General features: G+C 71.0%; 23 protein-coding genes. 10 read left to right on the top strand and 13 right to left on the bottom strand.

The features are described from left to right. The first annotated feature begins 22 nt into the window (after nucleotides 1–22). On the top strand, nucleotides 23–835 hold the full coding sequence (locus ACQB60_RS39405; RefSeq protein ID WP_496930902.1) for an urease accessory protein UreD: 813 nt from the start codon (nucleotides 23–25) through the stop codon (nucleotides 833–835). Between the two features lie 110 nt (nucleotides 836–945). Here ACQB60_RS39405 and ACQB60_RS39400 read toward each other — a convergent pair whose 3' ends face one another. Further along, complete coding sequence (locus tag ACQB60_RS39400; RefSeq protein ID WP_496930983.1) at nucleotides 946–1,134, bottom strand: hypothetical protein; 189 nt, start codon at nucleotides 1,132–1,134, stop codon at nucleotides 946–948. Nucleotides 1,135–1,347: 213 nt separating this feature from the next. Here ACQB60_RS39400 and ACQB60_RS39395 point away from each other — a divergent pair, with 213 nt between their 5' ends. Both ACQB60_RS39395 and ACQB60_RS39390 read left to right on the top strand, forming a co-directional pair. Further along, entirely contained in the window at nucleotides 1,348–2,241 is an 894-nt protein-coding gene (locus ACQB60_RS39395; RefSeq protein WP_496930901.1) for a nuclease-related domain-containing protein, read from the top strand. Nucleotides 2,242–2,633: 392 nt separating this feature from the next. After that, nucleotides 2,634–4,151, top strand: coding sequence for an alpha/beta hydrolase (locus ACQB60_RS39390; RefSeq protein ID WP_496930982.1), 1,518 nt, complete (start codon nucleotides 2,634–2,636; stop codon nucleotides 4,149–4,151). Nucleotides 4,152–4,232: 81 nt separating this feature from the next. Here ACQB60_RS39390 and ACQB60_RS39385 read toward each other — a convergent pair whose 3' ends face one another. Genes ACQB60_RS39385 through ACQB60_RS39370 form a run of 4 tightly spaced genes read right to left on the bottom strand, consistent with a single transcriptional unit; the run spans nucleotide 4,233 to nucleotide 6,993 of the window. Continuing rightward, nucleotides 4,233–4,760 (bottom strand): YbaK/EbsC family protein, encoded by a 528-nt coding sequence (locus tag ACQB60_RS39385; RefSeq protein ID WP_496930900.1) that lies wholly within the window; start codon nucleotides 4,758–4,760, stop codon nucleotides 4,233–4,235. Nucleotides 4,761–4,795: 35 nt separating this feature from the next. Then, complete coding sequence (locus ACQB60_RS39380) at nucleotides 4,796–5,530, bottom strand: lysophospholipid acyltransferase family protein (protein WP_496930899.1); 735 nt, start codon at nucleotides 5,528–5,530, stop codon at nucleotides 4,796–4,798. 51 nt (nucleotides 5,531–5,581) lie between these two features. Next, the gene (locus tag ACQB60_RS39375) at nucleotides 5,582–6,484 is read right to left on the bottom strand and encodes a cytochrome c oxidase assembly protein (RefSeq protein ID WP_496930898.1); all 903 of its coding nucleotides are present in this window, start codon (nucleotides 6,482–6,484) and stop codon (nucleotides 5,582–5,584) included. Then, complete coding sequence (locus ACQB60_RS39370; RefSeq protein ID WP_496930897.1) at nucleotides 6,481–6,993, bottom strand: DUF2243 domain-containing protein; 513 nt, start codon at nucleotides 6,991–6,993, stop codon at nucleotides 6,481–6,483. The genes ACQB60_RS39375 and ACQB60_RS39370 overlap by 4 nt, the downstream gene beginning before the upstream one ends. Before the next feature lie 101 nt (nucleotides 6,994–7,094). On the opposite strand from ACQB60_RS39370, the gene ACQB60_RS39365 reads away from it, so the two are divergent. Further along, nucleotides 7,095–7,664, top strand: coding sequence for an SSI family serine proteinase inhibitor (locus ACQB60_RS39365; RefSeq protein WP_496930896.1), 570 nt, complete (start codon nucleotides 7,095–7,097; stop codon nucleotides 7,662–7,664). Between the two features lie 83 nt (nucleotides 7,665–7,747). Here ACQB60_RS39365 and ACQB60_RS39360 read toward each other — a convergent pair whose 3' ends face one another. The 5 genes from ACQB60_RS39360 to ACQB60_RS39340 form a co-directional block, all read right to left on the bottom strand. Continuing rightward, complete coding sequence (locus ACQB60_RS39360) at nucleotides 7,748–7,909, bottom strand: hypothetical protein (RefSeq protein WP_384847603.1); 162 nt, start codon at nucleotides 7,907–7,909, stop codon at nucleotides 7,748–7,750. A 176-nt stretch (nucleotides 7,910–8,085) separates the two neighbouring features. After that, nucleotides 8,086–9,054, bottom strand: a complete 969-nt coding sequence (locus tag ACQB60_RS39355; protein ID WP_496930895.1) for a cytochrome c oxidase assembly protein — start codon at nucleotides 9,052–9,054, stop codon at nucleotides 8,086–8,088. Nucleotides 9,055–9,190: 136 nt separating this feature from the next. Next, nucleotides 9,191–10,216: a 6-phosphofructokinase gene (locus ACQB60_RS39350; RefSeq protein WP_496930894.1), complete on the bottom strand. Its 1,026-nt coding sequence runs from the start codon at nucleotides 10,214–10,216 to the stop codon at nucleotides 9,191–9,193. A gap of 201 nt (nucleotides 10,217–10,417) precedes the next feature. Further along, entirely contained in the window at nucleotides 10,418–11,149 is a 732-nt protein-coding gene (locus tag ACQB60_RS39345) for a type 1 glutamine amidotransferase (RefSeq protein ID WP_496930893.1), read from the bottom strand. Nucleotides 11,150–11,172: 23 nt separating this feature from the next. Continuing rightward, entirely contained in the window at nucleotides 11,173–12,411 is a 1,239-nt protein-coding gene (locus tag ACQB60_RS39340; RefSeq protein WP_496930892.1) for a MurT ligase domain-containing protein, read from the bottom strand. A gap of 140 nt (nucleotides 12,412–12,551) precedes the next feature. Here ACQB60_RS39340 and def point away from each other — a divergent pair, with 140 nt between their 5' ends. Continuing rightward, a complete protein-coding gene (gene def / locus ACQB60_RS39335; protein WP_496930891.1) occupies nucleotides 12,552–13,091 on the top strand; it encodes a peptide deformylase in 540 nt (179 codons plus the stop codon). A 19-nt stretch (nucleotides 13,092–13,110) separates the two neighbouring features. Here the strand turns inward: def and ACQB60_RS39330 are convergent, their stop codons facing one another. After that, on the bottom strand, nucleotides 13,111–13,755 hold the full coding sequence (locus ACQB60_RS39330) for a TetR/AcrR family transcriptional regulator (protein ID WP_496930890.1): 645 nt from the start codon (nucleotides 13,753–13,755) through the stop codon (nucleotides 13,111–13,113). A gap of 171 nt (nucleotides 13,756–13,926) precedes the next feature. Between ACQB60_RS39330 and ACQB60_RS39325 the strand changes: the two genes are divergently transcribed. The 4 genes from ACQB60_RS39325 to ACQB60_RS39310 all read left to right on the top strand — a co-directional run bounded on the left by ACQB60_RS39325 (nucleotide 13,927) and on the right by ACQB60_RS39310 (nucleotide 17,734). After that, complete coding sequence (locus ACQB60_RS39325) at nucleotides 13,927–15,156, top strand: acyl-CoA dehydrogenase family protein (RefSeq protein ID WP_496930889.1); 1,230 nt, start codon at nucleotides 13,927–13,929, stop codon at nucleotides 15,154–15,156. Between the two features lie 76 nt (nucleotides 15,157–15,232). Continuing rightward, on the top strand, nucleotides 15,233–15,694 hold the full coding sequence (locus tag ACQB60_RS39320) for a MarR family winged helix-turn-helix transcriptional regulator (protein ID WP_496930888.1): 462 nt from the start codon (nucleotides 15,233–15,235) through the stop codon (nucleotides 15,692–15,694). Continuing rightward, a complete protein-coding gene (locus tag ACQB60_RS39315; protein ID WP_496930887.1) occupies nucleotides 15,691–17,127 on the top strand; it encodes an MFS transporter in 1,437 nt (478 codons plus the stop codon). Before ACQB60_RS39320 ends, ACQB60_RS39315 begins: the two co-directional genes overlap by 4 nt. Before the next feature lie 49 nt (nucleotides 17,128–17,176). Beyond that, nucleotides 17,177–17,734 (top strand): hydrolase, encoded by a 558-nt coding sequence (locus tag ACQB60_RS39310; protein WP_496930886.1) that lies wholly within the window; start codon nucleotides 17,177–17,179, stop codon nucleotides 17,732–17,734. Between the two features lie 21 nt (nucleotides 17,735–17,755). Here ACQB60_RS39310 and ACQB60_RS39305 read toward each other — a convergent pair whose 3' ends face one another. Both ACQB60_RS39305 and fabG read right to left on the bottom strand, forming a co-directional pair. Next, the gene (locus tag ACQB60_RS39305) at nucleotides 17,756–18,544 is read right to left on the bottom strand and encodes a GNAT family N-acetyltransferase (RefSeq protein WP_496930885.1); all 789 of its coding nucleotides are present in this window, start codon (nucleotides 18,542–18,544) and stop codon (nucleotides 17,756–17,758) included. Nucleotides 18,545–18,618: 74 nt separating this feature from the next. Further along, nucleotides 18,619–19,323: a 3-oxoacyl-ACP reductase FabG gene (gene fabG, locus ACQB60_RS39300; protein ID WP_496930884.1), complete on the bottom strand. Its 705-nt coding sequence runs from the start codon at nucleotides 19,321–19,323 to the stop codon at nucleotides 18,619–18,621. Nucleotides 19,324–19,601: 278 nt separating this feature from the next. On the opposite strand from fabG, the gene ACQB60_RS39295 reads away from it, so the two are divergent. Then, nucleotides 19,602–20,429 carry an MmyB family transcriptional regulator gene (locus ACQB60_RS39295; protein ID WP_496930883.1) on the top strand — a complete coding sequence of 276 codons (828 nt, stop codon included), beginning with the start codon at nucleotides 19,602–19,604 and terminating at the stop codon, nucleotides 20,427–20,429. Nucleotides 20,430–20,505: the final 76 nt, after the last annotated feature.

Genomic DNA, 20,505 nt, shown 5'->3' with positions numbered 1-20,505 from the left:
TCCACTGACTCCGCCGGGCAACGTGAGCGCGAAGACGCCCCCGTACTCTCGCACCCCCTCGTCCCCCTCAACTCCCCCCGCCGGGGTGCAGGCAAGGGCCCGCATCATCGCCCGCCCCGACGCCCACGGCGGCACCACACTCCCCGTACTGGACGGGCAGGCCCCGCTGGCCCTGCGCCGCACCCGCTCGCACGGCCAGGGAGCCCGGGTCACCCTGGTGGGAGCGATGAGCGGCCCGCTGGGCGGCGACCACCTCACGGTGGAGGCGGAGGCAGCGGACGGCGCCCACCTGTCGGTGGACTCGGCGGCGGCGACGATAGCCCTGCCGGGCCAGGGAACCGACAGGCAGCCGGCCCGCTACGACGTACGCCTCAGGGTGGGCGAAGGAGCGGAACTCCGCTGGCTCCCAGAGCAGTTGATCTCAGTACGGGACAGCGACCTGCGGGTGACGACGCGCGCCGACCTGGCCCCCGGCGCGCGCCTGATCCTGCGAGAGGAACAAGTACTGGGTAGGGCATCGGAGACCCCCGGCCGCCTCACGAGCCGCCTGACGGTACGCCACGCCGGCCGCCTCCTGCTCGACCAGGAACTCTCCTGCGGCCCCGGCGCCCCCGCCGGCTGGGACGGCCCCGCGGTACTGTCCGGCCACAGAGCAGTGGGCCAACTCATCGTGGTGTCCCCGGACTTCGAGCAGACCCAGCCATCCCCCGAACTCCTGGGCGAGTGGGCCGCGGCAACACCCCTGGCGGGCCCCGCGGTACTGGTCACGGCGGTGGCTCCGGACGCCCAACAGGTACGCCGTGTCTTGGACGAGGCACTCAGGAAGTGGACCTGAGCGCCCCAGCCGTGGGATCGCGTGGAGCGAGGTTCGTCCAGGGCCCTCAGCTCGGGCAGCTCGGATGTCCTGGCAGCTACCCACCGCTGACCTCTGGTGAGGGGAGGGCTCTACCTCTTGAGCGCCCGGTAGCGCTTCAAGAGTGCCGTGATCTTGTCAGGGTCGGCCCCGCCGTTCAGTTCTGCGAGGAGATCGTCAGGACACAGTTCATAGAGGTCGCCCCACCACCGACGCGCCTTGTTGTTCCAGATTCTGTACCCACCGGGCACCCCTCGTGCAACGTAGCGCCTCTTGCTCATCATCCCCCACCCCTACGTGCCGCTCCTCACGGGAACGGTAACGCAGCGTCGCCGGCGTGGTTCACCATGGAACCGCCCGTAAGGACCCTGTCCGCGTAGGGCGTTGAGATCGCACACGACATGCGATGCCCTCACTCCGGCTGATCGGCACCTTGTGACGCCGACGAGCTGCTGATGCCATGTCAGCGAAGCGGCTTCGGCACGGGGGTGGGCGTGAGCGATCTGAAGGTCGTCGCATGGAAGCGGTACGGACAGGACCGGCTCTACGTGAACCTGCCGGACGGCACGTCGGTCGCATGGGCCGACCGGCGCACGGGCAAGGTCACGATCCTTGTGGAGCAGTACCGACACGAGGCGCTCGACCTGCTCCGCCCCCAGCTCACCAAAGACGCAGGCCCGACACCCATTGCGCCCCCGGCACGGCCCCCTCGAAAGCAAGGGGCCGTCACACCACCCCAGTTGCCCCCGCTGCCCCAGTTGCCCCCGCTGACCCCGCAAGACGATCTCGCGTCGAACCGCCCAGGAGCGGCGTTACGAGAGCTCCTCGACACGGAAGGCCCCACCCCGGGACAGCGCATCCTCAACTGGCTGCTGCGACGACAGACGAAGTGGGACTCCTATCGCAAGGGACTGGCTGGCGAACTCCGGGTCGGCGCCGAACTGGAGAGGCTCACGCGCCGTGGCTGGCGCGTCCTGCATTCCATAGAGCTGCCCCGGAAGGTGGACATCGACCACCTGCTCATCGGCCCCGGCGGCGTCTTCTGCATCAACACCAAGCACCACCTGGGCAAGGCGGTCTGGATCGGCGACGAGATGGTGCGCATCAACCACGGCAAGCCGCAGCCGTACGGACGTAAGAGCAAGGCGGAGGCCCGCCGCGTAAGGGATGTGCTCGAGCACCACCTCGGTACTCCGGTCCCAGTGGAGCCGGTGCTCGTGTTCGTCGGCGTCACCCGCCTCGACAAGGTCGCGACGCAGCTCGCCGTACGCGTGTACCGCGAACGGGAGGTCTCCGCGCTCGGCCCGCTCTCAGGCGTACTCGATCCCGAGCAGATCGATGCCGTCTACGCCGTGGCCCGGCATCGACGCGCATGGCTGACGGCCTGACCTCGTCGGCATGCAGGTGGATGTGACCGGAAGCAGACCGTAAGTAGATCCGTCCCGTGTCCAGACCGGAGCAACCGCCATGGCGAGATCTCCGTCCCTCAGATAGACACACGCAGACAGATCCCGAGGCCCGAGCCCTTGGAGGGCCGGCCTCTGACTCGGGTGATCCGCTGACCGGTCAGAGCGACACCGTTTATCGGATTGGCAAAGAACGCACGTCACGTCTGTTGTCAGAGGGCCGACAGACGGAAAGATCCCCGTACTGCGTACTGATCGAAACGATGTGCGGGAGGCCCCACTTGAGACGGACCCAGAGGACACTTCGGAACCGGCGGACGGTGACGCTCGGTTCTGCCGGGGCGCTCGTCACGGCGACGCTGATAGCGGGTGCGATGGCGGCGCCCTCGGCCAGCGCCGACGCCCATGCGCGGGCCGGCAAGGACCGGGAGGCGCGGGGCGCCTCGATCGCCGCCGCCCGTGCGGCGAAGGCCGGGATCGACTGGAAGGACTGTCCCGCCGACTGGGGCATCGCCAAGCCCATCCAGTGCGGCTACGTGAGCGTGCCGCTCGACTACGCCAAGCCGTACGGCAAGCAGATCAAGCTCGCCGTCGACCGCATCGGCAGCACGGGGAGCAAGAAGGAGCGGCAGGGCGCCCTCGTCTACAACCCCGGCGGCCCCGGCGGCTCCGGCATGCGCTTCCCGACCCGCGTCACCAGCAAGAACCCGCTCTGGACGAAGGCATCGAAGGCGTACGACTTCGTCGGCTTCGACCCGCGCGGCGTCGGGCATTCGACGCCGATCTCCTGCGTCGACCCGCAGGAGTACGTGAAGGCGCCGAAGGCCGACCCGGTCCCGGACTCCGAGGCCGACAAGAGCGCGCAGCGCAAGCTCGCCAAGGAGTACGCGGACGGCTGCGCCGAGCGCAGCGGCGAGATGCTTCCGCACATGACCACACCGAACACCGCGCGCGACCTCGACGTCATCCGCGCCGCCCTCGGCGAGAAGAAGCTCAACTACTTGGGTGTCTCGTACGGGACGTATCTCGGTGCCGTCTACGGGACCCTCTTTCCGGGGCACGTCCGGCGCATGATCGTCGACAGCGTCGTCAACCCCTCGCGCGAGAAGGTCTGGTACCAGGCCAACCTCGACCAGGACGTCGCCTTCGAGGGGCGCTGGAAGGACTGGACGGCGTGGGTCGCGAAGAACGACGCGACGTTCCACCTCGGTGACAGCCAGGCCAAGGTGCAGCAGCAGTGGGAGAAGCTGCGGGCGAGCGCGAAGAAGAGCCCGATCGGTGGTCTCGTCGGGCCCGCCGAGCTGACCTCCTTCTTCCAGAACGCCCCGTACTACGACTCCTCGTGGGTGCCGACCGCCCAGACCTGGAGCAAGTACGTCGCCGGTGACACCAAGGCCCTGGTCGACGCGGCCGCCCCGGACATGTCCGACACCAAGGGCAACATCGCGTCCGAGAACGGCAACGCCGTCTACACCGCGGTCGAGTGCGCCGACGCCAAGTGGCCCACCAGCTGGAAGAAGTGGGACCGGGACAACACCCGGCTGCACAAGGACTATCCGTTCATGACCTGGGCCAACGCCTGGATGAACCTGCCCTGTGCCACCTGGTCGACCAAGCAGCAGACCCCGCTGAACGTGAAGAGCGGCAAGGGTCTGCCGTCCGTGCTCATCGTGCAGTCCGAGCGCGACGCGGCCACGCCGTACGAAGGCGCCGTCGAGCTGCACAAGCGCTTCAAGGGCTCTCGCCTCATCACCGAGAAGGACGCGGGCTCGCACGGCGTCACCGGGCTCACCAACCCGTGCGTCAACGACCGCGTCGACACCTACCTGCTCACCGGCAAGACCGGCGCCAAGGACGTGACGTGCGCCCCGCACGCCACGCCCAAGCCGTAGCCCTAGTAGCAGTAGCAGTAGCAGTAGCAGTAGCAGTAGCAGCAGTAGATGTAGCCATCGACGGTGGTTGATGATGGGGGGCTACTGGGAGATCGCTTCGGTCCTCGGACCGGCGATCTCCCGGTAGTCCGCCGTGCGCAGCGCCAGCGAGCGGTCCAGGCGCGCCGCGTTGAAGAAGATCTCCTCCTGCTCCAACAGGGCGGGATCCACGACCAGTTCTAGCTCCGGGTCGAAGGAGAACGGCAGGATCGTGCCGCTCACGCTCCCCGCGAGCCGCTCCGCGACCTCCTGTGTCGCGAACCCGACGTACGTGCCCGCGTGCAGCGCCTTCACCGCGTTGAGGTCGACCCGCCGGTCGCCGGGCACCACCGCGAGGACGTACCGCTTCGACTTCTTGCCCGTCTTCACCATCACCACGATGCACTTGGCGGCCTGCGCGAGCGTGTTGCCGCGCAGCGCGCTCACCTCTTCCGTGGCGCCCTGCGGTGCGTGCTCGATGACCCGATAGGTGGCGCCGTGCTCATCGAGCAGCCCGATCAGCTTGGTGTAGTGGGTGTGGCGGGTGTGGCGGGTGTGGTGGGTGTGGTGGTCGTCGTGCTCCTCGGTCATGTTCCCTCTCGGTCCTCTCCCGCAGCGTCGGTCGGTCAACTCAGTGGCATACGAGGGAACTTGCGCGTCGCCGCGGCCTTGTCGCCCTCCTGCGCGGCTTCCTCCGCCTTCACGACGGCCGCGTACTTGTCCACGTACTCCTGTCCGGACAGGCCCAGGATCGCGTACATGATCTCGTCCGTGACCGCGCGCAGGACGGCCTTCTCGTGGTCCATGCCCACGTAGCGGGAGAAGTCGAGCGGGGCGCCGAAGCGGATCGTGACGCGCCGGAAGTTCGGCACCACCTGGCCCGGCGGCTGCGCCTCGAACGTGCCGATCATCGCGCACGGAATCACCGGCACCTGCGCCCGCAGCGCCATCGCCGCGACCCCCACCTTGCCCTTGTAGAGCCGCCCGTCGTGCGAGCGCGTCCCCTCCGGGTAGATGCCGAGCAGCTCGCCCCTGCTCAGCACCCCGAGTCCCTCCCGGATCGCGGCCTGTCCCGCCTCCTTGCCGGAGCGCTCCACCGGGATCTGCCCGGCGCTGCGGAAGAACCCCGCGGTCAGGCGGCCCTTGATGCCGGGGCCGGTGAAGTACTCGGCCTTCGCGAGGAAGGTGATGCGGCGCTTGATGATGGCGGGCATCAAGAAGTGGTCCGAGAACGACAGATGGTTGCCCGCGATGATCGCCGCGCCGGACTCCGGAATGTGTTCGAGCCCCTCGATGCGGGGCCGGAACATGAGGCGCAGCAGCGGTCCCAGGATCACGTACTTGAGCACGTAGTAGAACAAGGGGGCGCTCCTCCCTCGGGGCGGATGGCTCCACCGCAGCGTTCTAGCAGGTCAACCGGCCTGATGTGGGGGGCCAGTGTAAGTGCCCGCGCGGCTGCCCGGAACCGTGTCCGATCGGATTGGTGCGGTCCTTTCGAGTCGCCGCTCCCGGGCGCGGTACCACTGGTGCGCCACCACCAGCGCCAGCGCGATCTCCACCATGTCCCCGCCGTAGTACATGACGCGCCCGGCCAGGTGCAGATCGCCTGTCGCGTACGAGGTTCCGGGCGGACCCGCCGCGTACAACTGCTTGGCGAGGACGGCGTGGGCCGTCGCGGCGCCGAGCAGTGCGGCGGTGCGCAGGGGGAGGGCCGCCCGGTGCCGGAGCGGGTCCAGGGCGAGCACGGAGAACGTGAACAGGGTTCCGGCCGCGAAGAGATGGACGGAGAGGAGCGGGGTGTGGTGGATGCCCGGCGGCAGGGGAGCGCGGTAGAGGAGCCACAGCCCGCCGATGTCGACCGCCGCCGCGACCGGTGGGAACAGGAGGGCGGTGAGCGGCCAGGAACGCGCCACCGCCAGGAGCCGGCGTCGCGGCGCCACCGGCAGGGCCCGCAGGGTCAGCGTCACCGGGCGGGCGAGCGCGAACAGCAGCGGGGCCACCATGCCCGCTGCCACATGAGCCGTCATGTGGGCGGTGAACGGCGGCAGTTGGGCGCCCCACGGGAGGGCCGCCGCACCGATGCGCTCCGCACCGATCCGCTCCGCACCGATCTGTTCCGCAGCAGTCCGATCCGCTCCCGTCGGCTCAGCACTCATCGGCATCGCGCCGCCGATCAGTACCGCCCCGATCAGCGCCGCCCCGGCCAGGAAAGCCGCCGCCTCCCGCCGCCACGGCCAGCGGTCGCCGCGCCGCCGCAGCCGCCGGGCGGCCAGCGCGTACAGCCCGCAGCAGGCGAGGACCGCGACGACCGTCATTCGCGGGGAGCGCTCCGCGCGGCCGGGCGGCGGGCGGAGCGCAGCCGGAGGAGGCGGGGGCGACGGACGTAGGGGTGGCGGACGCGGGGGCGGCGGGCGCGCAGCCACAGCAGCACCCCGGCCGCCAGAAAGCACACGGCGATCAGATTCCAGACCCAGTCGTACGGGGCGGAATCGACGCCGTAGCGGATCTGGTGGATGCGGAGCAACTTGTGCTGGAACGTTCCGTCGTACAGCTGGAAGCCACCGGCCCCCAGGAACGTCCCCGACCACCACGCGGCCCGCACCGGACCGCCCCGGCGCCGCAGTTCGGCGTACAGGACAAGGCCCGTCACGATCGCCAGCCAGCCCCCGGCGTGGAAGAGCCCGTCCGAGACGAGCCCGACGCCCGGCGTCGACCTGTCGTAGAAGTGGTGCCAGTGCAACAGCTGGTGGAAGACGGTCTCGTCGACGAAGGCCGCGAAGCCGACCCCCACGAGCAGACCGCTGATCAGTGAGCGCCTCTCCATGCGTCCCGAGTGCCCCGGGCGGGCGCGCCGAAGCACACGCATGGGCGACCTGTCGGCGAGCCCCCTTGGGGAACGGGGGCCAGAAGGGTGGCCTGGCCCGCATGACACTCCGCACCCCGCGCGCCGGACTCGGCACGCCGCCCGGCGCACTCCGCCCCCGCACCGGCCTCCGTGCCTCACGCAGCACCGCACCCCGTGCCTCACGCAGCACGCTCCGCCCGGCCGCCGCCGTCGCACTCCTCGCCCTGACCGCCGCCACCGCGGCCGTCTCTCCCGCGACTGCGGCCGTTGCACCCGCCGCTCCGGACGTCTCGACCGCCTCGCTCGCCCCCGCCCCCGACCCCGCCCCCGGGGCCGTCCCCACCCCGCCCCGCGGTGTCTTCCTCACCGTCTCCGGCGACGAGAACACCTGGATCCGCGGGGTTCTGCTGCGCTGCGCGCCCGAGCCCTCGGGCCATCATCCGCGCGCCGCCGCGGCCTGTGCCGCGCTCGACGAGGTGCACGGCGACTTCGACGCGCTGCGGGGCGAGCCGCGGATGTGCACCAAGGAGTTCGACCCGGTCACGGTGAGCGCCACGGGCACCCACCGCGGGCGGATGACGGGCTGGCACAAGACGTATCCCAACGCCTGTGTGCTGCTTGCGCAGACGGGCCCCGTCTTCGACTTCTGAGACTCCTCAGGCTCCTCAGGCTCCTCAGGTTCTCAGGCTCGTCGGCCGTCTTGGCTGTCTTGGCCGTCTTGGCCTTCTCCGCCTCACGGGTTGCCGCGCGACACCACCATCCCCAGCGTCAGCATCAGCAGCACGACCCAGCCGAACCACAGCCACCCACTGCTGCCGAGCGCGGTGGAGTAGGCCGTCACCACCACCAGACCCCCGATGGTGAGCACGCCCATCGTCTTCGTAGATCCAGGCACAGCAATGCCTCCTCCCGGGAGCCCGAGCGCATGGAGTGCGCCAGGGCCGAGGTCCGAAGAACATCGTGGACCGGGAGGAGGCATTGTCGCTAGAGCCTGATCGTCGGTTGACCGGCGATGACCGTTGCGATGACCGTACGGGGTACGGGGTACGGGATACGGGGCCGAATGCGGGGCTAGCGGCCGCGCGACGCCAGCGAGGCCAGATACGCGTTGTACGCCTCCAGCTCCTTGTCGCCGTCCCGGTCCGCGGCGCGGTCCTTGCGGCGGGCCTCGCGGTCCTCGGACTTGCGCCACTGGAAGAGCAGCGCGACCAGGACCACCACGGACGGGATCTCGCTGAAGGCCCAGGCGATGCCGCCCGCGGCCTCCTGGTCGGAGAGCGGGTCGATGCCGAGCGAGGCGGGCGGGTGCATATAGGTGCCGATCATCGGCTGGGTCGCCATCATCAGCGCGATGCCGAAGAACGCGTGGAACGGCATGCCCGCGAACAGCTCCAGCATCCGCATGACATAGCCGGGCCGGTGCGGGCCCGGGTCGACGCCCATGATCGGCCAGAAGAAGACCAGGCCGACCGCGAGGAAGTGCACCATCATCGCGATGTGGCCGGTCTTGGACTCCATCAGGGTGTCGAAGAGCGGCGTGAAGTAGAGCGCGTACAGGCTCGCGATGAACAGCGGGATGGTGAACGCGGGGTGCGTGATGATCCGCATGTAGCGGCTGTGCAGCAGCCAGAGCAGCCACTCGCGCGGCCCCTTGCGGCCCTTGCCCGCGACCGGCAGCGCCCGCAGGGCCAGCGTGATCGGGGCGCCGAGCAGCAGCAGGATCGGCGACAGCATGCTGATGATCATGTGCTGGATCATGTGCACGCTGAACATGACCATGCCGTAGTCGTTGAGCTTGGTGCACATCACCAGGAGCACGGTCAGGATGCCGAGCACGAAGGAGATGGTGCGCCCCACCGGCCACTTGTCGCCGCGCCGCACCAGCCGCACGACGCCCCAGCCGTAGAGGCCGAGGGCAGCGAGGCAGCCGATGAGGAAGAAGGGGTCGGCCGAGAGTTCGAGGCCCCGGCTCAGCGTGAACGGCGGCAGATCCATGTTCATGCCGTGCATGCCCTGCATGCCGTGCCCGCCGTGATCCATCCGCTGGCTCCTGATTCGTGCCGGTTGTGCGTGGTTGTGCGTGCACCAGAGTAGAACCGCCCCCGGTCGTGGCCACGACCGGGGGCGGTTGCTTGAGCCGAGAACTACATCCGGGCTCGCGCGTGCACAGCGCGGCTCACAGCACGCACTCCGCCTCCGCGTACCGCTCCTCGGGCACCGTCTTCAGCGTCTCCACCGCCTCGGCGAGCGGGACCATCACGATGTCCGTGCCGCGCAGCGCCGTCATCTGCCCGAACTCCCCGCGGTGCACGGCCTCCACGGCGTGCCAGCCGAAGCGGGTGGCGAGCACGCGGTCGTACGCGGTGGGGGTGCCGCCGCGCTGGACGTGGCCGAGGATCACCGGGCGTGCCTCCTTGCCGAGGCGCGCCTCCAGTTCGAGGGAGAGCTGGCGTGCGATGCCCGCGAACCGCTCGTGGCCGTAGACGTCCTTGCCGCCCTCGTCGAACTCCATGGAGCCCGCGCGCGGCTTGGCGCCCTCGGCGGCGACGACGATCGCGAACTTCTTGCCCGCGGAGAAACGCTCGCCGACCTTGCGGGCCAGCTCGTCGATGTCGAAGGGGCGCTCCGGCACGACGATCGCGTGCGCGCCCGCGGCCATGCCCGAGTGCAGCGCGATCCAGCCGGTGTGGCGGCCCATGACCTCGACGATCAGCACGCGCTGGTGGGACTCGGCGGTGGTCTTGAGCCGGTCGAGGGCCTCGGTGGCGACGCCGACCGCCGTGTCGAAGCCGAACGTCACGTCGGTGACGGCGATGTCGTTGTCGATGGTCTTCGGGACGCCGACGATCGGCAGGCCGCCGTCGGAAAGGAGCCGGGCCGCCTTGAGCGTGCCCTCACCGCCGATCGGGATGATCGCGTCGAGGCCGAGCTCGGCGACATGGCCCTTGGCGCGCTCCACGCCGTCCCGCAGATGCGCGGGCTGCACCCGGGAGGAGCCGAGGATGGTGCCGCCGCGGGCGAGGATGCCGCCCACCGCGTCCAGGTCGAGCTTGCGGTAGTCGCACTCCAGCAGGCCCTTCCACCCGTCGTGGAAACCGATGACCTCGTCGCCGTGGTCGGCGACGGCACGGTGCACGACGGATCGGATGACGGCGTTCAGGCCGGGGCAGTCGCCGCCGGAGGTCAGGACACCAATGCGCATAGCCCGGAATACCTTTGCAACGTGGGCCGAGGACCGGACCACGTCGTCCGGTTTGATCCCCGCCACCCTACCGGCGGCAGGGGGCGGGGCCACAGGGTGTTCGACAGCTGGACGTCGCCGCTCAGATGTGCGGGCGGGGCGTCAAGCGGGCCGTCCCGCAAGGGAGTTGACCGGCGGGCGGCGTCTGACGGTGCCGGACGACTACGCGGGCTGCTGCTGGGCGGCGGCCATGCGCTCGGCGCGCAGCGCCTCGTACCAGCGGTCGTCCGTCGGCGGCAGCGCGTTCACATCGAGGGCCAGCTTCAGGAGCAGGTCCGCGATGAGGGGGTTGCGGGCGAGGACCGGGCCGTGCATGTAGGTGCCGAACACCGTGCCGTTGTACGCGCCTTCGGTGCCGTCACCCGTGCCGTTGCCCCGGCCGAGGCGGACCCGGGCGAAGGGGCGGGAGCCCGGACCGACGTGCGTGATGCCCTGGTGGTTCTCGAAGCCGGTCAGCTCGGGCAGGCCCAGCTGCGGGTCGATGTCGCCGAGGACGTCACCGACGCAGCGGTCGCCCTCGCCGCGCGTGGAGACCACGTCGAGCAGGCCGAGGCCGGGCTCGCGCTGGCCGAGGTCGTTGATGAACTCGTTGCCGAGGATCTGGTAGCCGGCGCAGACGGAGAAGATGATCGCGCCGTTGCCGGCCGCGCGCTGCAGGCCGCCGTCCCGGCGCAGGCGCTCGGCCGCGAGCCGCTGCGGGCGGTCCTCGCCGCCGCCGATCAGATAGATGTCGCCGGAGGTGGGCACCGGCTGGTCGCTGCGGACGTCGTACCGCTCGACGTTGAGGCCGCGCTGGCGGGCGCGGCGCTCCACGACGAGGGCGTTGCCCTGGTCTCCGTACGTGGACAGCAGGTCGGGGTAGACCCACACCAGGCGCAGGCTGTTGTCGCTCATGCTCAATTCGTCCTTACGCGGGGTCAGTTGCCGACGCGGCGGCGCAGGTCCTGGAACGCGGTGTAGTTCGCGATGGTCTCGATGCGGCCGGGCGGCGCCAGCTGGGCCGCCTCGTCGAGGGTCTCGCAGACGCGGAAGTCGAGGCCCGCGACCTCGAGGCGGACGGCGAGGTCCAGCTTGCGGTCGCCGAGCACGAAGATCGGGTGACCGGCGAGGCGGGTGTAGTCGACGTCCCAGAGCCAGGAGGTGTCGGTGCCGTCGGCCCCGCGGGCGTTCACCGAAAGCACCACCGGGGTCGGCGGCGGGTCGATCAGCGAAAACGTTTCGAGCCAGCCCGCCGGGTTCTTCGCGAGCAGCAGGCGGAAGTCGCGGCCCTGGAACTGCACCACGTCGTACCGGCCCGCGACCGCCTGGACCTGGTACATGCGCTCCAGGGCGACCTGCGGGGGCACTCCGAAGACGGCGGCCACGGCGGCCGACGTCGCGGCGTTGGCCTTGTTGGCGCGGCCCGGGAGCTGGAGGTGGATCGGCCAGGCCGAGCCGTGCGGGTCCAGGACGTGGTCGCCGGAGAGCACCCAGCTGGGCGCGGGGCGGCGGAAGCCGCACTCGCCGCAGAACCAGTCGTCCCCGGGGCGCTGCATGACGCCGCCGCAGGAGGGGCACGACCAGGCGTCGTCCTTCCACTCCTGGCCCGCGGCCACCCACACCACGTTCGGCGAGGAGGAGGCGGCCCAGACGACCAGCGGGTCGTCCGCGTTGGCGATGACGACGGCCTTCGAACCGGCCAGTCCCTCGCGCCACTTCTCGGCGAGCATGCGGGTCTCGGCCGCGCGGTCGAGCTGGTCGCGCGAGAGGTTGAGCAGCGCGATCGCCTTCGGGTCCACGTCACGGGCGACGCCCGCGAGGTACTTCTCGTCGACCTCGATGACGCCGAAGCGGGCGTCCGAGCCGCCGGCGAGGGCCGAGGTGATGCCGGCGGGCATGTTCGCCCCGAGGGCGTTCGACACGACCGGGCCGCTGGCCCGGAGCGCCTCCGCGATCAGGCGGGTGGTGGTCGTCTTGCCGTTCGTGGCCGAGACGAGGACCACGTCCAGGTGCGTGGCCAGCCGTCCGAGCAGCTCGGGGTCGAGCCTGAGCGCGACCTTGCCGCCGATCACCGATCCGCTGCCGCGGCCCGCGGCCCGCGACACCGCCGCGGCCGCCTTGCCCGCCGTCACGGCCAGCTTGGCCCGCGGCGACAGCGGGTCCGTGTTGCCTGCCATCTGTCTGGATCCTCCTTGCGTACGGCGCCGCGCCTGCCCCCGGCATCGTTTCGACCTCAGCCTATCGAGATCCTCTGACAAGCCCGAACCGCGGCACCCGCCCCCACGCGGGGACGCTGCTCGACCGTACCCTTGCCGCCATGCGACACGGCTCGATCCCGGGCGCCTCAGGGCGCGTACGACCCCTGACCCTGCTCGGCGATCCGGTGCTGCACACCGCCTGCGCCGACGTCACCGACTTCGGCCCTGAACTGGCCCGACTCGTCGAGGACATGTTCGCCACGATGTACGCGGCACGGGGCGTGGGCCTCGCCGCGAACCAGATCGGAGTGGACCGACGGGTCTTCGTGTACGACTGCCCCGACGATGACGAGGTCCGCCATCTCGGGTACGTGGTCAACCCGAGGCTCGTCGAGGCGGACGGGGAGACGGTGCGCGGGCCCGAGGGCTGTCTGTCGCTGCCGGGCCTGGAAGCGGGCACGCCGCGGTTCGACCACGCGGTCGTGGAGGGCGTCGACCTGCTGGGGGAGCCGGTGACGGTGCACGGGACGGGCTGGTTCGCGCGCTGCCTGCAGCACGAGTGCGACCACCTGGACGGCACGGTCTACACGGACCGGGTCACGGGCTGGCGGCGGCGCAAGGTGCTGCGGGAGGCGGCGAGGGCGGAGTGGGCCCGCTGAGCCGGACCCACCGGCCGCGTCAGAACCCGGGGCCGTCCACCCGGTTGCCCGCGGCGGCGAGGCGGCCCCACAGCAGGTCCGCGAGGCTGCGCACCAACTGCGCGCGCGGGACGGGCCGTTCGCCGAGCCACCAGTCACCGGCGGCGTGCATCATGCCGACGATCCCGTGGCCCCACACGCGCGCGAGCTCGGCGCTCTCCGGGCCGAGGTCGACGCGCTCCTCGATGACCTCGGCGAGCTCCTCGCCGAGCCGCCGCAGCAGCGGGGCGGAGTGCAGGCCCACGTCGAAGCCGCCCTCGCCCGCGGTGCCGGTCTCGGCCGGGTGCATGAGGAAGCGGTAGACCTGGGGGCGGGCCTCGATGGCCGAGAGGTAGGTGTCGAGGGTCGCCTCGACCCGCTCCCTGCGCTCGGCGGGGGCGTCAAGCGCGGCGCGCAGCGCCTCCAGGAGGGCGTCGGTGTGCCGCTTGGCGAGCGCGGCGTAGAGGCCGCCCTTGTCGCCGAAGTGCCGGTAGAGGATGGGCTTGGTGATGCCCGCCTCGGCCGCGATGGCGTTCATGGAGGCGCCCGGGCCGTCGCGCAGCACGACCCGGTCGGCCGCCTCCAGCAGCTCCCGCCGCCGCTGCTCCGCGGACCGCTGTTGATCGGTCCGCTGCGTGGTCTCCATAAGCGTGTCTCTTCTCCCCGCCCGTGCCGATTGCTTGACGCACGCGCAACGTAACACCCACAGTGCGGTGCGCATCGAACGGGCTGCCGGGAGTTGACAGGCGCTACTGGCGAGTAACAGACTGCGGTTACCGCAAGTAACGCAGGCAATGTACGCAGTCCTGGAGGGGTCATGGCCGAGTTCACCATGGAGCTCAACGACGAGCAGAAGGAGGTCCGGGACTGGCTCCACGGTTTCGCCGCTGATGTGATCCGTCCGGCGGCCGCCGAGTGGGACGAGCGCGAAGAGACCCCGTGGCCGGTGATCCAGGAGGCGGCGAAGGTCGGGATCTACTCCCTCGACTTCTACGCCCAGCAGTTCTTCGACCCGACCGGGCTCGGCATCCCGATGACCATGGAGGAGCTCTTCTGGGGCGACGCGGGCATCGCGCTCTCCATCGTCGGCACGGGCCTCGCCGCCGTGGGTGTCATCGCCAACGGCACCGAGGAGCAGATCGGCACCTGGATCCCGCAGATGTACGGCGACGCCAATGACGTGAAGGTCGCCGCCTTCTGCTCCTCCGAGCCGGACGCGGGCTCCGACGTGGCCTCCATGCGCACGCGTGCCGTCTACGACGAGGCCAAGGACGAGTGGGTCCTCAACGGCACGAAGACCTGGGCGACCAACGGCGGCATAGCCAACGTCCACGTGGTCGTGGCCGTCGTCGACGCGGAGCTCGGCTCCAAGGGGCACGCCTCCTTCATCGTCCCGGCGGGCACCCCGGGCCTCGCCCAGGGCCAGAAGTTCAAGAAGCACGGCATCCGCGCCTCGCACACCGCCGAGGTCGTCCTCGACAACGTCCGCGTCCCCGGCTCCTGCCTCCTCGGCGGCAAGGAGAAGCTGGACGAGCGCCTCGCCCGCGCGCGGGAGCGCGCCAAGGCCGGTGGCGGCGAGCGCGTGAAGAACGCCGCGATGGCCACCTTCGAGGCGTCCCGGCCGGCCGTCGGCGCCATGGCCGTCGGCACGGCGCGCGCCGCCTACGAAGAGGCCCTCGAATACGCCAAGACGCGTACGCAGTTCGGTCGCCCGATCATCGACAACCAGGGCATCGCCTTCCAGCTGGCCGACATGCGTACGCAGATCGACGCGGCCCGTCTGCTCGTGTGGCGTGCCTCCTGGATGGCGACCACGGGCAAGAAGTTCGAGTCCGCCGAGGGCTCGATGTCGAAGCTCTTCGCGAGCGAGACCGCCAAGAAGGTCACCGCCCAGGCGATCCAGATCCTCGGCGGCAACGGCTTCACGCGGGAGTACCCCGTGGAGCGCATGCACCGTGACGCCGCGATCTACACGATCTTCGAGGGCACCAGCGAGATCCAGCGCCTGGTGATCGCGCGCACGCTGTCGGGGCTGCCGATCCGCTGAGGCGTCGGGAGTCCGGTCCGTACGAGATAGACAGGCAAACTTGCAAGGCTTCCTGTCTATCTCGTACGGTTGAGGCATGCCCGAAAAGACCGGTGAACCCGGTGCACCCCGCGAACCCGCTCCCGAGCAGCTCGCGGACGACCTCGCCACCGCGGTCCGGCTCGTCGTGCGGCGGCTGCGTTCCGCCGCGCCCGACGCGGGGCTCAGCCCCTCGCAGCGCTCCGTCCTGTCCCGGCTCGACGCCGACGGGCCGGCCACCACGGCGGCCCTGGCCCGCGCCGAGCTGGTGCGTCCGCAGTCGATGCGCCTGACCGTCGGCGCGCTGGAGGAGCTCGGCCTGGTCGAGCGCGCCCCCGACCCCGACGACGGGCGGCAGTCCGTCGTCTCGCTGACCGCGCGGGGCCGCGGCACCCTCACCGACGGCCGGGCCGCCCGGCGCAGCTGGCTGGCGGCCGCCCTCGCCGAGGAGTACGACGCGGACGAGCGCCGCCGACTGGCCGACGCCGTCGCGCTGTTGGAGCGGCTGGTGCGGCCGTGACCGCCGTATCCGCCGCGCGCTCCACCGCGCCGGTGGACGGCGGCCGGCCGGGCTTCGGGGCCCGGCTGACCGCGCCCCTGCTGCTCGGCTCCCTGCTCAACCCGCTCAACACCACGATGATCTCGACGGGCCTCGTGGCCATCGGGCACGACCTCGGTGTCGGCGCCGCCGACACCGCCTGGCTCGTCTCCGTCCTCTACCTCGCCAGCGCCGTCGCCCAGCCCGTGCTCGGCAGGCTCGCCGACAGCGTCGGGCCGCGCCGGGTCTTCCTCGGCGGACTCGTGGTCGTCGCCGCCTCCGGCCTGGTCGGCGCGTGCGCGCCCGGCTTCGGCTGGCTCCTCGTCTCCCGGCTGCTGCTCGGCGTCGGCACGTCCGCCGCGTACCCGGCGGCGATGGCGGTCCTGCGCGACGAGTCCCGCAGGCTCGGCACCCCGACCCCGCGCACCGTCCTCGGGAGGCTCTCCTTCGCTGCGCTCGGCAGCGCCGCGATCGGCCCCACCCTGGGCGGGCTGCTCGTCGCGACGGCGGGCTGGCGGGGGATCTTCGCGGTCAACGTGCCGGTCGCTGCGGTGGCGTTCGCGAGCGCGCTGCTGTGGATACCCGCCGACCGCCCCCGTGGGCCGACCGCGGAGGGCGCAGCCGCACCCGCACCCGCCTCAGAGCGGGCCGAGCGGGCCCCCGCGCTCGACTCCCTCGGCATCCTCCTCTTCACCGGCGCCCTGACCTGCCTCGTCGTGTTCCTGCTCGACCTGAGCCACCCGATGTGGTGGCTGCTCGCCCCCGCAGCCGTGCTCACGGCCGCGCTCACCCGGTGGCAGCTGCGCCACCCGCACCCCTTCATCGACCTGCGCATGCTCGGCCGCAACCGCGCGCTGGCCCGCACCTATCTGCGGCACGGCCTCAGCTACCTCGTCGTGTACGTCGTCATGTACGGCTTCACACAGTGGCTGGAGGAGGCGCGGGGCTACACCTCGCTGCACACCGGGCTCGTGATGCTCCCCATGTCCGTGGCCGCCCTGGCGTGTTCGCTGCTCGGCGCCCGTACGAAGGGAATCCGCGCCCCGCTGACCCTGGCGGCCGGGCTGCTCGCGGTCGGCGGCGGGCTGCTGTGCTTCGCCTCGGGCGGCACCCCGCTCGGCGTCCTGCTCGTGACCGGCGCCTGCTTCGGCATCCCGCAGGGGCTCATCGGCACCGGCAACCAGGCCGCCGTGCAGCAGTTCGCGCCCGCCGACGGCATCGGCGCGGCCGCCGGGCTGCAACGCACCGCCCAGTACCTCGGGGCGATCACCGCGTCGGGACTGATCGGCCTCGCCTACGGGCAGCGGGCGGACGACGGCGGACTGCACCTGATGGCGGCCGTGGCGCTCGTCCTCGCGCTGGCCCTGGTCGCCCTCACGGTGACCGACCGGGCCCTGCGCGCCACCCGTGACTGACCTGATTCCTCAGCCCTCTTGGGCTCCGCACCACAGAAAGCAGGCCCCCATGACCGCCACCGCACTCGACCCGAAGACCGCCCTCGTCGTCATCGACCTCCAGAAGGGCATCACTGCCCTGCCCACCGTCCACCCGGCCGCCGAGGTCGTCGAGCGCACCGGGCGGCTCGCCGCGGCCTTCCGCGAGCGCGGCCTGCCCGTGGTCCTGGTGCGGGTGACCGGCGGTGCCCCCGGCCGCACCGACGCGCCCGCGCGCGGCGGCGAACTGCCCGCCGACTGGGCCGAGTTGGAAGCCGGGCTCGGCCGCGCGGACGGCGACGTCGTCGTCACCAAGCAGCAGTGGGGCGCCTTCTACGGCACCGACCTCGACCTTCAGCTGCGCCGCCGCGGCGTCACCCAGGTCGTGCTCGCCGGGATCGCGACGAGCATCGGCGTGGAGTCGACGGCGCGCGCGGCGCACGAGCACGGCTACCACGTGACCGTGGCCGTCGACGCCGTGACCGACATGAACGCCGAGGCTCACCGCAACAGCGTGGAGCGGATCTTCCCGCGGCTCGGCGAGACGGACACGACGGAGGCGATCCTGAAGCTGGTGGAGAGCGCGTGACAGCCGCACGCCACAGGCGGCTCAGGGCGTGTACACGTACGGCGTGGTGACGCTGAGCGCGGCGAAGCCGAGGCGCTGCAGGATCGGGCGGCTGTCCTCGGTGGCGTCGACCTGGAGGTAGCGGATGCCGCGCTCGGCGGCGATGCGGGCGCGGTGGGCGACCAGGGCCCGGTAGATGCCCTTGCCGCGCCACTCGGGGGCGGTGCCGCCGCCCCACAGCCCCGCGAAGGCGGTGCCCGGCACGACCTCCATCCGGGCCGAGCTGACCGCCTGGCCACCGGCCATGGCGACGACCGCGACGACGTCGTCCGGCGCCCCGGTGAGCCGGGCGAGGACCTGGCGGCCGATCCGCTCGCCGCGCGCGGCCTGCTCGGCGCCGAACGCCTTCTCGTGCGCCTCGACCATGAGGCGCACCCCGTCCTCGTCCGTGACCGGGAGCAGGTGGACGCCGTCGGGCAGCACCGGCTCGGCGGATTGCCCCGCGACCTCGGCGACCAGCAGGGTCTCCGCCGGTTCGGCCGTGAACCCGGCGGCGAGCAGCCGCGCCCCCAGGTCCGCAGGACGGTCGTGCGAGTACGCCTTCCACTCGAACTCCCGGCCGAGCGACCCGAAGTGCCGCACCTGCTCGGCGATCACGGCGTCCGCCGACTCCCCGTCGAGGCCGGACCAGAGCACGCCGTGCCAGTCGTGCTCGGCCCCGTCCTGCCGCACGACGGCCCCGTCGCTCCCGATCCGGGCGGTGGGGCTGTCGGGGCGGGCGCCGCGGCGGACGGTGAGGTCGTACTCGGCGAGGACTGCTTGATGATCCATGCGGTCACTTCAGCAGCATTGGCGAGAAAGTGCCACGGGATTTGTCCGGGGCAGTGGCCGATTCGGTGGCTGCGTCAGTGGCCTAGGCCCGCACCTCCGCTGACGGGAAGAACGGCGCCATTGATGTAGGCCGCCTCGGGAGAGGCCAGGAAGTGCACCGCCGCCGCGATTTCGTGCGGCTGAGCCATGCGGCGGGCGGGGATCTGCGCGATCATGGCCTCCCTTTGCTCCTCGGTGAGTTGCTGGACCATATCGGTGTCGGTCAATCCGGGGGACACGACATTGAACGTGATGTTCCTGCTCGCCAGTTCCTGTGTCATGGAGCGGGCGAATCCGATCAGTCCGGCCTTCGATGCCGCGTAGTTCGCCTGTCCCGCCTCTCCGCGCAGCGCGACGGCCGATGCGATGAATATCACCCGGCCATTCCGGGCCCGCAGCATCGCGCGGCTGGCGCGCTTGGCGACGCGGAAGGCGCCGGTGAGGTTGGTGTCGAGCACGGCGTAGAAGTCGTCCTCGGCCAGGCGGATCAGCAGCTGGTCCCGGGTGATGCCCGCATTGGCGACGAGCACTTCAACGGGGCCGTGCTTCTCCTCTATTTGGCTGAAAGCAGCATCGACATCCTCGCTGCTGGTGATATCGCAGCGCACGCCGAAGTGGTCCGTCGGTGCCTGACCGGAACGGTAGGTGACCGCCACACGGTCCCCGTTCGCGGCGAACCGGTCGGCAATGGCGAGGCCGATCCCGCGGCTGCCTCCGGTCACCAGGACGGAACGGCTCATTTCTTTCTCCTTGACGGGCCGTTCGGTTGTGCCCTGCCGTCCCCTGTTCCGCAGGGAACACCCGAACGGCCCGCTGTTGATGGGCAGTTGAAACCCTTGGATCGATGAATCCACGGGCGAGTGACCACGTCGGCACATAGTGTGTGGTCACGGCTCTCGATCATGCTGGATGGTCCCGCCGGGGTCTAGGGGAAAGTTCTTGCACGTAACTCCGAAGCCCGCGGCGGCGTTTCCGTCTCGCCCGGGAGCCGAGTCACGTCGTCCGGTGAGGAGGTCCGATGCAGCCCCGAGCACTGCAACAGATGCTGAAGTCCAGACGGGCCCGGCTGGACCGCGAGGAGATCCGTCGCGCCAACCCCGAAGCGGGGCTCGAACCGCGGATAGCGGGGCGCCCCGGCCGGCCGGTGCAAGGGCTCTCCCAGGGGGACTTGGACCGGCTCCTGTACTGCGCGCACGGCGACTACGGGCGGTTCGAGCGCAGCGCGCGCACGTTCAAGGACGACTTCCTGTACGCCGTCGGCGATGCCCTGCGCCTCGGCGAAGAGGAGTTCGCGGTGATGTGGGCCTTCGCGCGGGGTGGGCAGCCGCCGCATCCGTTGCACTCGCAGGTCGGGCTGAGCAACCCCGCCGGGTGGCAGCGCATGCTGGACGGGCAGCGGGAGATCATGTACGTCACCGACTTCGCCTGGAACCTGTGGCTGTACAACGAGCCGTTCACGCAGGTCTTCGAGCACGGCGTGCCGAAGAACACGCTCGAGTGGATGCTCTTCGCCGAAGAGGCGCGGCACGTCCTGCTGGACTGGGGCGAGGTCTGGGCGCCGAGCGTCATTGCGCAGATGGAGGGGGCGTTCGCCCAGCACCCCGAGCACCCCACGCTGTCACGCATACGCCGGGACGTGATGGCCGACGAGCGGACGGGGCCGATCCTGGCGAACCTCAGTCAGGGAGCGCTGCACCCCGACGGCGCCCGGCGGCGCATCATGCACCCGAAGTACGGGCCCGGCGACGCGACCATGATTGCCGCGATGCCGTACAGCACGCCGCAAGGGCGCTGCATCACGGTGCTCTACGATGCCGACTCGTCCCACCCGAAGGGTACGAACTAGACGTTGCCGTGGCGTAGTTGGGTCGTACATGTGGCGATCTTCATAGGGTGCCACGGCTGAGCAGCCATCAGAATGC

The sequence above is a fragment of the Streptomyces odontotermitis genome (genome assembly GCF_050510915.1).
Taxonomy (GTDB): Bacteria; Actinomycetota; Actinomycetes; order Streptomycetales; family Streptomycetaceae; genus Streptomyces.
This window is presented reverse-complemented; position numbering and strand designations above follow the sequence as displayed.

Coding starts and splice junctions, on each gene's coding strand:
- ACQB60_RS39400 (WP_496930983.1), bottom strand. CDS start 1,134: ATGAGCAAGAGGCGCTACGTTGCACGAGGGGTGCCCGGTGGGTACAGA.
- ACQB60_RS39390 (WP_496930982.1), top strand. CDS start 2,634: ATGGCGGCGCCCTCGGCCAGCGCCGACGCCCATGCGCGGGCCGGCAAG.
- ACQB60_RS39385 (WP_496930900.1), bottom strand. CDS start 4,760: ATGACCGAGGAGCACGACGACCACCACACCCACCACACCCGCCACACC.
- ACQB60_RS39375 (WP_496930898.1), bottom strand. CDS start 6,484: ATGACGGTCGTCGCGGTCCTCGCCTGCTGCGGGCTGTACGCGCTGGCC.
- ACQB60_RS39370 (WP_496930897.1), bottom strand. CDS start 6,993: ATGGAGAGGCGCTCACTGATCAGCGGTCTGCTCGTGGGGGTCGGCTTC.
- ACQB60_RS39365 (WP_496930896.1), top strand. CDS start 7,095: ATGACACTCCGCACCCCGCGCGCCGGACTCGGCACGCCGCCCGGCGCA.
- ACQB60_RS39355 (WP_496930895.1), bottom strand. CDS start 9,054: ATGGATCACGGCGGGCACGGCATGCAGGGCATGCACGGCATGAACATG.
- ACQB60_RS39350 (WP_496930894.1), bottom strand. CDS start 10,216: ATGCGCATTGGTGTCCTGACCTCCGGCGGCGACTGCCCCGGCCTGAAC.
- ACQB60_RS39345 (WP_496930893.1), bottom strand. CDS start 11,149: ATGAGCGACAACAGCCTGCGCCTGGTGTGGGTCTACCCCGACCTGCTG.
- ACQB60_RS39340 (WP_496930892.1), bottom strand. CDS start 12,411: ATGGCAGGCAACACGGACCCGCTGTCGCCGCGGGCCAAGCTGGCCGTG.
- def (WP_496930891.1), top strand. CDS start 12,552: ATGCGACACGGCTCGATCCCGGGCGCCTCAGGGCGCGTACGACCCCTG.
- ACQB60_RS39330 (WP_496930890.1), bottom strand. CDS start 13,755: ATGGAGACCACGCAGCGGACCGATCAACAGCGGTCCGCGGAGCAGCGG.
- ACQB60_RS39325 (WP_496930889.1), top strand. CDS start 13,927: ATGGCCGAGTTCACCATGGAGCTCAACGACGAGCAGAAGGAGGTCCGG.
- ACQB60_RS39320 (WP_496930888.1), top strand. CDS start 15,233: ATGCCCGAAAAGACCGGTGAACCCGGTGCACCCCGCGAACCCGCTCCC.
- ACQB60_RS39310 (WP_496930886.1), top strand. CDS start 17,177: ATGACCGCCACCGCACTCGACCCGAAGACCGCCCTCGTCGTCATCGAC.
- ACQB60_RS39305 (WP_496930885.1), bottom strand. CDS start 18,544: ATGGATCATCAAGCAGTCCTCGCCGAGTACGACCTCACCGTCCGCCGC.
- fabG (WP_496930884.1), bottom strand. CDS start 19,323: ATGAGCCGTTCCGTCCTGGTGACCGGAGGCAGCCGCGGGATCGGCCTC.
- ACQB60_RS39295 (WP_496930883.1), top strand. CDS start 19,602: ATGCAGCCCCGAGCACTGCAACAGATGCTGAAGTCCAGACGGGCCCGG.